Origin of the sequence: Ectopseudomonas chengduensis (genome assembly GCF_900102635.1) — a bacterium.
Taxonomy (GTDB): Bacteria; Pseudomonadota; Gammaproteobacteria; order Pseudomonadales; family Pseudomonadaceae; genus Aquipseudomonas; species Aquipseudomonas chengduensis.
Map to the genome: position 1 here is coordinate 783,452 of NZ_FMZQ01000001.1, position 12,202 is coordinate 795,653.

Below are 12,202 nucleotides of genomic sequence, written 5' to 3' on the forward strand. Positions count from 1 at the left end.
GCCTAGTGCCGGGCGTTTGCGTTTCTGCTCGCAGGGCGGGCCATGCGCATCAACCGTGGATGCGTCTCGGCTTTGTAGGGCGGGTGTAACCCGCCATTTGCGCTCTGGCGGGTTGCACCCGCCCTACATTCCCAGCGTGTCATTGGCGTGCGCACGGCTGCGCATCAGGCTTCCAGGTAGCGCTGCGCCAAGTGCTCGACGGTGCTGCGTGAGGGCTGGTTCAGGTGCGGCGCCACCAGCATCATGATCTGGTACACCACCAGACGCACTTCACCTTCCTGGTTGAGGATGCGCTGATAGTCGAGGGAGAACAGCAGGGTCAGGGTGATCTGCTCGACCAGTTGGCCGAGCGCCTGGGTGCCGCTGTTCAGTTGGCCGTCGGCCATCAGGCGGGCAAGCAGCGAGGCCAGCGTGCGTTTCAGCGCGTTCAGCCAGTGACGAATGCCGCGCGCCAGTTTTGGCAGGCGCCCGGCCAGGTTGGACAGATCCTGGAAGAGGAAGCGGTACTGCGACAGGCGCTCGACGATCAGGTGCAGGAACAGCCAGTAGTCCTCGACGTCCAGCTGGGCTTCGGCTGGCGGGTCGAGCAAAGGCGCCATCTCGCTCTGGAAGCGTTCGAACAGCTCCAGTATCAGCGGCTCCTTGCCATGGAAGTGGTAGTAGAGATTGCCCGGGCTGATGTCCAGCTCGTTGGCGATCTCCAGTGTGGAAACGTTGGGCTCGCCCTGCTCGTTGAACAGCTGCAGGGCGGTTTGCAGAATGCGCTCGCGGGTTTTCATCCTTGGCTTCTTGTTCAATTAGGCGCGAAGGACTGACGATAACCGGCCGGCGTGCAGCCGGCCATCCCTTTGCCGTGAAAGTCGTGTGGCGGCACCGCTAATGCCATTCTTCCCAAGGGAGAAGGTGATGCGAAGCGCCGGATGAGGGGCGAGCATGCCGCCTGGGCTTTGTTTGCACTTGGCATGCCGCTTCAGCGGATATGCACGTAGGTGCCGGGCGCTGCCTCCATCGGTGGATGGTTCTGGTTGCCCAGCGCCATCAGGGTTTCGCGTTGCGCGCCGGAGCGCGCCTGCATCCATTCCAGCCACTGTGGCCACCAACTGCCTTGCTGGTGCGTGGCGTCGTGATACCAGGCACGTGGGTCGGAGGTGAGCTTGGTGTTCTCGTAGTAGTTGGCCTTGGGGTTGCCTGGCGGGTTGAGAATGCTCTGGATATGCCCGCTGTTGGACAGGATGAAGCGGCGGTTGCCGCCAAGCAGCAGGGTCGAGCGATAGACCGCATCCCAGGGCGTGATGTGGTCGTTGATGCCGGCCACGCTGAAGCTATCGACGTTGACCTTGGCCAGATCCACCGGCGTACCGCAGACCTCCAACGCACCCGCGCGGCTAAGCGGGTTGTGTTTGAAGAAATCGATCAGGTCGCCATGCAGTGCAGCGGGCAGGCGCGTGTTGTCGTTGTTCCAGTAGAGGATGTCGAAGGCTGGCGGCTGCCTGCCGAGCAGGTAGTTGTTGACCCAGTAGTTCCAGATCAGGTCGTTGGGGCGCATCCAGGCGAATACCCTGGCCATGTCGCGACCGTCCAGCACGCCTTGCTGGTAGGAGCGGCGCTTGGCCGACTCAAGGGTTTCCTCGTCGGCAAAGAGCATCGCCGGGCTGTCGATCTGACTATCGAGCAGGCTGACCATGTAAGTGGCACTGGCAACCTTGCGCAGTTGGCGGCGTGCCTGCAGGTGCCCTTGCAGGGCGGCGATGGTCAGGCCGCCGGCGCAGGCACCGAGCAGGTTGACGTCCTTGCTGCCGGTAATGGCACGGCAGGCATCGACGGCCTCCTCGACGGCCTGCACATAGCTCGACAGGCCCCATTCGCGATGGCGCGGGTCGGGGTTGCGCCAGCTGATCATGAAGGTCTGCAGGCCGTTCTTCAGCGCGTACTGGACGAAGCTCTTGTCGTTGGACAGGTCGAATATGTAGTACTTGTTGATCTGCGGCGGCACGATCAGTAGCGGGCGCAGGTACTGCTTTTCGCTCATCGGTTTGTACTGGATCAGCTCCAGCAGCTCGTTGCGAAACACCACCGCGCCGGGGGTGCAGGCCAGGTTGCGGCCGACTTCGAAGGCGTGTTTGCTGACCTGGCTGGGCAGGCCGTCGTTGTTCAGCAGGTCGTCGAACAGATGGCGCAAACCCTTGAAGGCACTGCTGCCTCCGGTGTTGAACAGCTCCTTGAGTGCCTGCGGGTTGAGCGGGCTGTTGGAGGGCGACAGGGCGTCGCTCATCAGCGATGCGAGAAAGCGCGCGCGGGCGCGGTCATCAGCCGACAGGTCGCTGTCGTCGATCCACGCAGCCAGTTGTTTCTGCCACGCCAGATAGGCCTGCAGGCTGCGTCGGTAGAAGGGATTGAGGTGCCAGGTCGGATCAGCGAAGCGCGCATCCTGCGGATTGACCTTGTGCAGGGTATCGCCGAGCAGCACCCGGCCAAGCTGGCTGCCGAAGGCCAGCAGATGACGTCCACTGCGCAGCGGGTTCTTCAGGCCCTGGGCGGCCAGCAGGCGCATGGTGGACAACAGATCGCGACCGCGCACGCCCACCACCGCGCTCTGGGCGTTCATGAAACTGGCAGGTGCCGGCAGTGAAGCCGGGTTCGACTTGTCTCGCATGGGGCAACACTCCGTCGTCAAACCGTCTAGAGACTTTGCATGGCGCGGACTGCCTGACACGCACCTTGTACTTGTGCAGGGTGTGCAGCAAGCCCTGTACCAGGCGCGCGGGAAGTGCATTCCAGAGCGCCGCGTCGAAAAAACAAGAAGCCTTGAGCGGCCCCTTTGTCGAGCACGCAGAACAATGCGCACCAAGCTGGTGCGATCAGTGCTGGCGTACGGGTGTGGGCTGCGGGTGCATCACCGCACGGTGCCGCTCCTCTTCGAGAAACTTCATGATGATCGGCGCCACCGCTTCGGCGCGGGTCACCAGGAACAGGTGGCCGTCGTCGATCACGTGCAGTTCGGCGTTGGGAATGCGCCAGGCCAGCAGGCGCATGTTGATCAGCGGAATCAGCGGGTCGTCGTCGCCGGCCATCACCAGGGTCGGTTGGCGGATCTTGTGCAGCCAGTGGATGCTGGTCCAGCCGAGGCCGGCGAACAGCTGCCAGTAGTAGCCCATCTTGCCGCCCGAGCGCACCTTGCTCGCATGCGCCATGGCCAGCTTGGGGTCGCGACGGAAGGCTCCGCCATAGATGTCCGGGGCGATGCGTACACCGTAGGACGGTTGCACATAACGCCGCGGGCTGGCCATGCGCCAGAGCACCTTGGGCTTGCCCGGCACCATCACTGCACCGGCCGAGGTGGCGGCGAGGATCAGCTTCTTGCAGCGCTCGGGATAGTCATGGGCGAACTGCTGCGCCAGGGCACCGCCCCAGGACACGCCGATGGCATTGACCTGACCGTAGTCGAGGTAATCGAGCATGCGCGCTGCCAGCTTGGCCAGACCAGGGAAGCGGTATGGCGTGGCCGGCGTGGAGGAACCGCCGACACCGGGGACGTCGAAGGCGATGATTTCCAGCTCCGGGTCCAGGGCGGCGACGAAGGGCATCACCAGTTCCAGGTTGGCGCCGATGCCGTTGAAGATCAGCAGCGGCACCAACTGGCTGTTGCCCGGCCGCACCGCGGTGCGGATGGTCTGCCCATCGAGATCTATGGTGCGGAATACGAATGGTTGCGGCATAGGCGCAGCCCCTGTGGAGTTGAGCGCTGGAGAGGGCCGTCCGGGCCGCCTCCAGGGTTACCAGGGGTTACCTGGTTCCACGCCGGTCAGACCGTCGTGGCGTGCGGCACTTCCCGGTGCCACTGCGGTTGAGACTGAAAATCAGCGTTCGTGCACATAGGTGCCTGGTGCGGCTTCGCCAGCCGGGAATTTCTTGTTGCCCAGCGCCCGTGGAGCATTCTTGGTTTCGCCCGAGCGTTCGCTCAGCCACGTCTGCCAATGTAGCCACCAGGAGTCGGCGTGCTTGGTCGAGCTTTCCTGCCAGGCTTTCGGGTCCAGCGGCATCGCGCTATTGGTCATGTAGCGCGCCTTGGGGTTGCCCGGCGGGTTGAGAATGCTTTGGATATGGCCGCTGTTGGACAGCACGAACTCGCATTTGCCGCCGAACAGGTGCGCCGACTTGTAGCAGGAATCCCAGGGGGTGATGTGGTCGGTGGTGCCAGCGACGACGAAGAAATCACAGGTGACCTGCTTCAGGTCGATCGGTGTGCCGCAGACTTCCAGCGCGCCCGGGCGGGTCAGTGGGTTGGTCCGGAACATCTCGATGAACTCGCCATGCAGCGCGGCCGGCAGGCGCGTGGTGTCGTTGTTCCAGTAGAGGATGTCGAACACCGGCGGCTCATTGCCGAGCAGGTAGTTGTTGACCCAGTAGTTCCAGATCAGGTCGTTGGGGCGCATCCAGGCGAACACCTTGGCCATATCGCTGCCTTCCAGCACGCCGGCCTGGTAGGAGCGACGCTTGGCGGCTTCCAGGGTCTTCTCGTCGGCGAACAGCGCCACCTGAGTGTCGAGCTGGGTGTCGAGGACACTGACCAGCAGGGTCAGGGCGTTGACCTTCTGCTGGCCAAGCGCTGCGTAGTGACCGAGCAGGGACGCGGTGGTCAGGCCGCCGGAGCAGGCGCCGAGCATGTTGACGTCCTTGCTGCCGGTGATGGCGCAGATGACGTCGATGGCTTCCTTGAGCGCCTCAATGTAGGTGGACAGGCCCCACTCGCGCTGCGCCTTGGTCGGGTTGCGCCAGCTGACCACGAAGGTCTGCACCTGGCTGCGCAACAGGAAGCGCGCCAGGCTCTTTTCCGGCGACAGGTCGAAGACGTAGAACTTGTTGATCTGCGGCGGCACCACCAGCAGTGGGCGCTCGTGCACGCTCTCGGTGATCGGCTTGTACTGGATCAGCTCCAGCACGTCGTTGCGAAACACCACGGCGCCATCGGTGGTGGCCAGGTTCTTGCCTACCTCGAAGGCTTCCATGTTCACCTGGCTGGGCATGCCGCCGTTGTGCACCATGTCCTTGGCCAGGTGCGAGAGGCCGTCGAGCAGGCTCTTGCCGCCGGTTTCGAAGAAGCGTTTGACCGCTGCCGGGTTGGCCATGCTGTTGGACGGCGCCATGGCTTCGGTCATCAGGTTGATCACGAAGTGGCCGCGGCTGGCGTCCTGCTCGGACAGCGAGCTGTGCTCGATCCAGTCATGCAGCTCCTTGCGCCAGGCCAGGTAGGTTTGCAGGTAGCGGCGATACAGCGGGTTCTGGCTCCAGGCTGGGTCGGCGAAGCGGCGGTCGCCGTCTTCGGGCTTGAGTGCGGACTGGCCGAGCATGACGTTCTTCAGTTCGAGGCCGAAATGGGCGACGTGCTTGGCGCTGTGGAAGGGTTGCTTGAGTGCCTGGGAGAGCACCATGCGGGCAGAGGTCAGGAGATCCTTGCCGCGGATGCCAATCACCGGGTTGAGTCCCAGGGTGTTTTCCGAGGCCTGGCGTTTCAAGTCTTCGTTATTCTTATCACTCATCTGCGACGCTCCATTGTCCTGAGTCACGTACCGGCTGCGCTCGCGGCGAAACAGGGGCCAGGTACTGCTCGGGTTGCCGGGTGCGGATCGGGTCCGCGTCATGCATTGCATCTGGCTGGGCCAAATGCAGGGAACCTGCCAGTTCCTTGGTTACCCGAGTTTTTGCCGTTAGGCAAGCTGATCGATGGGGCGAGAGTATGCCGCGATAGTTTAGAAAAATCGTTCTAACTACCGGGTAATGAGTCGGGATAGGAAGGCGAGCGCTCTGCGACGAGGTGTGCGTGCGGTTCAGAGTATCAGGCGCACGACACTTTCGTTGGGGTCGCGGGATTGGCCTGCAGCACTGAGCTGCGTCAGGTATTCGGCCCAGAGTTGATCCTGCCGGGTGGCCAGTTCGTAGAGGTATTCCCAAGTGTACAGACCGCTGTCATGGCCGTCGTCGAAGCACAGTTTCAGTGCATAGTTGCCGGCCGGTTCGATGCGCTCCAGGCCGACGTTGAGCTTGCCGGTCTGCAGAATCGGCTTACCATGCCCCTGCACCTCGGCCGACGGCGAGTGCACCCGGAGGAACTCGGCGCTGAGCGAATAGCTCTGCTCGCCGTAGCGCAGTTCCAGGGTTTTCGAGGCCTTGTGCAGTTTGATCGCGCTGGGGATGGGCATGGCTGATTTCCGTGATCTTTTTAGGCACAACGCCCCGTTGAGTGATTGCACCGTCCTGTAGGAGCGGATTTATCCGCGAATTTCGCGGCTGAAGCGGAATGCCGCCCAGCCGCTCCTACAGAATGACGCCGGCCACCGGCTACAAGATCGGGCTACGGGGTTTACAGAATATAGCGCGACAGGTCTTCGTCCTGTGCCAGCTCGCCGAGGTGACCGTTGACGTAAGCCGCGTCGATACGGATCGGTTCGCCGTTCTGCTGGCCTGCCAGATCGCCGGCACTGAAGGACACCTCCTCCAGCAGGCGCTCGAGCAGGGTGTGCAGGCGACGGGCGCCAATGTTTTCGGTCTTCTCGTTGACCTGCCAGGCGATCTCGGCCAGACGCTTGATGCCGTCTTCGGCGAACTCGATGTTCAAACCCTCGGTCTGCAGCAGTGCGCTGTACTGCTCGGTGAGCGAGGCATGCGGCTCGCTGAGAATGCGCTCGAAGTCCTGCGGGCTCAGCGCCTTGAGCTCGACGCGGATCGGCAGGCGGCCCTGCAGTTCGGGCACCAGATCGCTGGGCTTGCTCAGGTGGAAGGCACCGCTGGCGATGAACAGGATATGGTCGGTCTTGACCATGCCCAGCTTGGTGTTGACCGTGCAACCCTCGATCAGCGGCAGCAGGTCGCGCTGCACGCCTTCACGCGACACATCGGCGCCGCCGGTATTGCCGCGCTTGGCGACCTTGTCGATCTCGTCGATGAAAACGATGCCGTGCTGCTCGACGGCTTCCAGGGCGCGGGCCTTGAGTTCTTCCTCGTTGACCAGGCGCGCGGCCTCCTCGTCGCGCACCAGTTTCAGTGCGTCGGCGACCTTGAGCTTGCGGCTCTTCTTCTTGCCCTTGCCCATGCTGGAGAACAGGTTCTGCAGCTGGTTGGTCATTTCTTCCATGCCCGGTGGGGTCATGATCTCTACGCCCATGGGCGAGTCGGCCACTTCGATGTCGATTTCCTTGTCGTTCAACTGACCTTCGCGCAGGCGCTTACGGAACAGCTGACGGGTATTGGAATCCTCGCTGCGCACCGGCTCGTCGCCGAAACCCTGGCGCGCGGGTGGCAGCAGGGCATCGAGGATGCGCTCCTCGGCGGCATCTTCGGCGCGATGGCGGACCTTGGTGATTTCCTGCTCACGGAGCATCTTCACCGCTGCATCGGCCAGGTCGCGGATGATCGATTCGACATCGCGGCCGACATAACCGACCTCGGTGAACTTGGTGGCTTCCACTTTCAGGAACGGCGCATTGGCCAGCTTGGCCAGACGACGGGCGATCTCAGTCTTGCCGACGCCGGTGGGGCCGATCATCAGGATATTCTTCGGCGTGACTTCCTGGCGCAGTTCGGCCGGCAGCTGCATGCGCCGCCAGCGGTTGCGCAGGGCGATGGCGACGGCGCGTTTGGCGTCGTCCTGGCCGATGATATGGCGGTTGAGTTCGTGGACGATCTCGCGGGGCGTCATGGACATGGAATTTGGCTCGCTATCGAATCTATGAAAAAAATGGACGCTTGGGGCTCTCTAAAAACGTAGGCGAGGCAGTCAGCGCAAGGCGGAAACAGGCGAGGAACGGTCGGAGTCGCGGTCGACTTTACTGTTGTAAATGAGCATTCCGAGCCTGTTTTCAACGCGGCGATGACAACGCAGGTAGTTTTTAGATAGGCCTCACTCGGGGGCGTCCAGTTCCTCGATGGTCTGGTGATGATTGGTGAACACGCAGATGTCGCCGGCGATGCCGAGTGCAGTCTGCGCTATCTCGAGGGCGGACAGGTCAGTCTTCATCAGCAGGGCGCGGGCTGCGGCCTGGGCGAAGTTGCCACCGGAGCCCATGGCGATCAGGCCTTCCTCGGGTTCGACGACGTCGCCGTTGCCGGTGATGATCAGCGATGCGTCCTTGTTGGCCACTGCCAGCATGGCTTCCAGGCGGCTCAGGCTGCGGTCGGTGCGCCAGTCCTTGGCCAGCTCGACGGCGGCTCGCACCAGATGACCCTGGTGTTTTTCCAGTTGCCCTTCGAAGCGTTCGAACAGGGTGAAGGCGTCGGCGGTGGCACCGGCGAAACCGGCCAGCACCTGGCCGTGGTAGAGGCGGCGCACCTTCTTGGCGTTGCCCTTCATGACGGTGTTGCCGAGGGAAACCTGGCCGTCGCCTGCCATCACGACCTTGCCGTGGCGGCGCACTGAAACGATGGTGGTCAAGGGTGAATCTCCACGCTGCGGGGCGAACTTGCCCTGATGGAAACTCAGATGGGGTGCCCGCCGCAGATTTTCAACCGGCGGCGGATCAAACGGCGATCAGCGGACCTGACGCTGCTGTAACAGCAGGTTGCTGAAGCTGCTGGCTGAAGATCATTGGGCGGATGTTGTGCGTGTTCGTTAAGATCTTGCGTAATCCGATTTGACAGGGGAAACGCTAGGGATGAGTGCATATCAGGGGGCGCATGAGGCGCGTGTGGCTGTACTGGTGGACTGCGACAATGTCTCGCCAGATATTCTGGAACATGCCTTGCGTGTTGTAGCGCAATTTGGGCGAGTGGTCTTGCGACGGGGTTATGGTAATCACACGACCCTGAGTAATCGATGGCAGGATGCTTTGGTGCATCAGGCATTCACCCCCTGCTTGCAGTATCAGTATGCTGCTGGGAAAAATACTGCAGACATTGCCTTGGCTCTTGATGCTCTCGAGGCGTTATTCGATCAGCGGGCTGACACTTTCTGCCTGGTTACTTCCGACTCCGACTTCGCTTACTTGTGCCGCAAGCTACGTGAGCGTGGTGCGACCGTTTGTATTGTTGGTGAGGCAAAAACGCCGGATGCCTTGCGTAATGCCAGCGACCAATTCTTCGAATGGGCACGTCCGGTGCCAGTGCAGGTTATTCCGAGTGAGGACATTGACAAGGGGGGCGGTCAAGTCGATCTGGGGGCGAAGGTCGAGGTAGCGAAGCCAGAGCCAGTTAAACCCCCAGTCAAGCGCCGGCCACGTTTTGTAGTAGATGCTGTGGCGTTGCTTACAAGCGACACCAGTGAAGGAAAGGTGAGTCTGGGAGCGCTTGGGCAATACCTGAAACGTACCGATCCATCATTCTCGCCCCAGACTTACGGCCATACAGGCCTGTTGGATATGCTCAAAACCTACGACCTGCTCAGGCCAGTTCAGGAGCAGGGAGGACATTGGACTGTATCCCTTTCAGTTGTTCCAGACTTTCCCAGTGGGGCTGGTGAGAGTAACTGCCCACGCTGTGGTCGCTCAGGATGCGTAGAGCATGCGGGCGGGATGTGGTGCAGTCGCTGCGGCGATTTCGCCATTCCGCCTGACCCTGCACAAATGCCATCCCGCCAGCCTAGGCAACGTTAAGGCACGGAAGTTGAGCGAGCACTTCTCGCGAGCCGAGCCGGTGCAAAAGCTTCGCGAGCAGAGCTTGCTCCACGCGGTATTGTTGCCAGTTAGCCCCTAATTCGCTCGCAGCTTGCAGTCGACTCAGCGGACCTGACGCTGCTGTAACAGCAGGTTGCTGAAGCCGCCGGCTGCCAGGGTCTTCTGCGCGGCCGCGAGTTGCTCGCGACTGGCGAAGGGGCCGACCAGAACCCGGTGCCAGGTCTCGTCGCGCACCTTGCCAGTTTCCACGCGTACGTTCTGGCCGAGCAGGATGATCTGCGCGCGCACAGTGTCGGCATCGTCACGCTTGCGGAACGAGCCGGCCTGGAGGAAGAACTGCGTGGTGACGGGCGCGCTGGCCAGTACCGGCGGCGCAGGCGGCGGCACCTGGCCGTTGAGCGCAGCTTCGGCGCGAGCGGTGTCGATCTTCGCAGCCTCTTCCGGGGTGACCGGTTTCTGTTCGGGCACGGGGGGCGGCGTTTCTTCCAGTGCCTGCGGCAGGATCACTTCCGACTCCGGCAGCAGGGTGTAGAAGTCGTACTTGGGCCTGGCCGGCTCGGGCTGCGTCGGTTTCGGTTCGGGTTTGGTGCTGCGCACCTGCTCGCCCTTGTCGCGCTTGATCTCGTCACGGCCCGGTTCAAGGCTGAACAGGAACATGAAGAAACCACCGACCACCAGGCCGCAGGCCAGCCAGATCCAGCCCGGTACGGGCTTCTTCGCCGGGGCCTGATAGCGACTGGCGCCGCGTTTCGGCGCCGGTTTCTTGCGCGCTGCCATTTACATCCGCTCCAGAGTTTCCAGGCCGAGCAGCTCCAGGCCCTGCTTGAGGGTACGGCCAGTGAGGGCCGCCAGGCGCAGACGGCTGTTGCGCGTGGCTTCGTCTTCGGCAGTCAGGATCGGGCAGTTCTCGTAGAAACTGGAGAACAGCCCGGCGATGTCGTACAGGTAAGCGCACAGCATGTGCGGCGTGCCCTTGTCGGCCACATTGCCGAGCAGCTCGTTGAACTGCGCCAGTTTGCCAGCCAGTGCCTGTTCCTGATCGGCGACCAGGGTGATCTGCCCGCCGATTTCATCAACGCCCTTGCCCAGCTTGCGGAAGATGCTGGCGACGCGGGTGTAGGCGTACAGCAGGTAGGGCGCGGTGTTGCCCTCGAAACTCAGCATAAGGTCGAAGTTGAAGCTGTAGTCACTGGTGCGGTGCTTGGACAGGTCGGCGTACTTCACCGAGGCGATGCCGACCACGCGGGCGATCTGACGCAGCTCGTCCTCGGTCAGTTCCGGGTTCTTGTCCTTGACCAGGCTGTAGGCGCGCTGCTCGGCTTCGTCGAGCAGCTGCACCAGTTTCACGGTGCCGCCGTCGCGGGTCTTGAACGGACGACCGTCCGGGCCGTTCATGGTGCCGAAGCCCATGTGTTCCATTTCCATGCTGGCCGGGACGAAGCCGGCCAGGCGTGCGCAGGCGAAGACCATCTGGAAGTGCAGGGCCTGGCGCTGGTCGACGAAGTACAGCACGCGGTCGGCCTTGAGTACGTTGGCTCGGTAGCGGGTGGCTGCCAGGTCGGTGGTGGCGTACAGATAGCCGCCGCCGGCCTTCTGCACGATCAGCGGCAGCGGCTTGCCTTCAGCGTTCTTGAACTCGTCCATGAACACGCACTGGGCGCCGTTGTCTTCGGTCAGCAGGCCCTTGGCGGCGAGGTCGGCGACCACCTGCGGCAGGTCGTCGTTGTAGGCGCTCTCGCCCCTGACGTCGGCCATGGAGAGCTTGACGCCGAGACGGTCATACAGCGCCTGGCAGTGCGACAGGGAGATGTCGTTGAAACGGTGCCACAAGCGTAGGCACTCGGCGTCGCCGGCCTGCAGCTGGACCACCAGCTCACGGGCGCGGTCGGCGAATTCAGGGGATTCGTCGAAGCGCTTCTTCGCCGTGCGGTAGAAACCTTCCAGGTCGGCCAGTTCGCTTTCGGCGGCGGCCGGGTTTTCCTGCATGTAGGCCAGCAGCATGCCGAACTGGGTGCCCCAGTCGCCGACATGATTCTGGCGGATCACCGTGTCGCCGAGGAACTCCAGTACGCGCGCCACGCCGTCGCCGATGATGGTCGAGCGCAGGTGGCCGACGTGCATTTCCTTGGCCAGATTGGGCGCCGACAGGTCGACCACCACGCGTTGCGTCGGGCCGTTCTTGCGTACGCCGAGCTTGGCGTCAGCCAGCGCAGCTTCCAGGCGTTGAGCCAGGGCATCGCTGTTCTGGAAGAAATTGAGGAAGCCGGGGCCGGCGATTTCCACCTTGGTGATCTGCTCGTCGGCTGGCAGGGCAGCGATCAGCTTCTCGGCCAGGTCGCGCGGCTTCATGCCGGCGGGTTTGGCCAGCATCATGGCGATGTTGCTGGCGAAGTCGCCGTGGCTCTTGTCCTTGGTGTTCTCCACCTGGATGGCCGGCGTCAGGCCCGCAGGCAACACGCCTTCGGCGGTCAGGCGGTCGAGGGCTTGCTGGATCAGGTGGCGAATGCTGTCTTTCATGTTCGGCTCGGGTTGCCTTGGGGCTTTGATCGAAAACTGCGCATTATAAGAGCAGCAGCAAGCTGCAAGCCACAAGCGGCAAG

10 protein-coding genes are annotated in these 12,202 nt (G+C 62.7%); 1 reads left to right on the forward strand and 9 read right to left on the reverse strand.

Translation table 11 applies throughout. The features are described 5' to 3' along the window. Positions 1–164 precede the first annotated feature (164 nt). The 7 genes from BLS08_RS03595 to hslV all read right to left on the reverse strand — a co-directional run bounded on the left by BLS08_RS03595 (position 165) and on the right by hslV (position 8,425). The gene (locus tag BLS08_RS03595; protein WP_017678525.1) at positions 165–779 is read right to left on the reverse strand and encodes a TetR/AcrR family transcriptional regulator; all 615 of its coding nucleotides are present in this window, start codon (positions 777–779) and stop codon (positions 165–167) included. A 191-nt stretch (positions 780–970) separates the two neighbouring features. Continuing rightward, on the reverse strand, positions 971–2,653 hold the full coding sequence (phaC, locus tag BLS08_RS03600) for a class II poly(R)-hydroxyalkanoic acid synthase (RefSeq protein ID WP_017678526.1): 1,683 nt from the start codon (positions 2,651–2,653) through the stop codon (positions 971–973). Positions 2,654–2,858: 205 nt separating this feature from the next. Continuing rightward, positions 2,859–3,716, reverse strand: a complete 858-nt coding sequence (gene phaZ / locus BLS08_RS03605; protein ID WP_017678527.1) for a poly(3-hydroxyalkanoate) depolymerase — start codon at positions 3,714–3,716, stop codon at positions 2,859–2,861. A 141-nt stretch (positions 3,717–3,857) separates the two neighbouring features. After that, positions 3,858–5,537, reverse strand: a complete 1,680-nt coding sequence (gene phaC / locus BLS08_RS03610) for a class II poly(R)-hydroxyalkanoic acid synthase (protein ID WP_055984376.1) — start codon at positions 5,535–5,537, stop codon at positions 3,858–3,860. A gap of 288 nt (positions 5,538–5,825) precedes the next feature. Beyond that, positions 5,826–6,197 carry a gamma-butyrobetaine hydroxylase family protein gene (locus BLS08_RS03615; RefSeq protein WP_055984373.1) on the reverse strand — a complete coding sequence of 124 codons (372 nt, stop codon included), beginning with the start codon at positions 6,195–6,197 and terminating at the stop codon, positions 5,826–5,828. Between the two features lie 161 nt (positions 6,198–6,358). Then, the gene (hslU, locus tag BLS08_RS03620; RefSeq protein ID WP_017678530.1) at positions 6,359–7,699 is read right to left on the reverse strand and encodes an HslU--HslV peptidase ATPase subunit; all 1,341 of its coding nucleotides are present in this window, start codon (positions 7,697–7,699) and stop codon (positions 6,359–6,361) included. 195 nt (positions 7,700–7,894) lie between these two features. After that, positions 7,895–8,425, reverse strand: a complete 531-nt coding sequence (gene hslV, locus BLS08_RS03625) for an ATP-dependent protease subunit HslV (protein WP_017678531.1) — start codon at positions 8,423–8,425, stop codon at positions 7,895–7,897. 220 nt (positions 8,426–8,645) lie between these two features. Between hslV and BLS08_RS03630 the strand changes: the two genes are divergently transcribed. Next, the gene (locus BLS08_RS03630; protein ID WP_082469361.1) at positions 8,646–9,581 is read left to right on the forward strand and encodes an NYN domain-containing protein; all 936 of its coding nucleotides are present in this window, start codon (positions 8,646–8,648) and stop codon (positions 9,579–9,581) included. Positions 9,582–9,704: 123 nt separating this feature from the next. Here the strand turns inward: BLS08_RS03630 and BLS08_RS03635 are convergent, their stop codons facing one another. Together BLS08_RS03635 and argS are read right to left on the reverse strand one after the other, a co-directional pair. Beyond that, a complete protein-coding gene (locus BLS08_RS03635) occupies positions 9,705–10,379 on the reverse strand; it encodes an SPOR domain-containing protein (protein ID WP_055984367.1) in 675 nt (224 codons plus the stop codon). Next, on the reverse strand, positions 10,380–12,119 hold the full coding sequence (gene argS, locus BLS08_RS03640) for an arginine--tRNA ligase (RefSeq protein ID WP_055984364.1): 1,740 nt from the start codon (positions 12,117–12,119) through the stop codon (positions 10,380–10,382). Positions 12,120–12,202 lie beyond the last annotated feature (83 nt).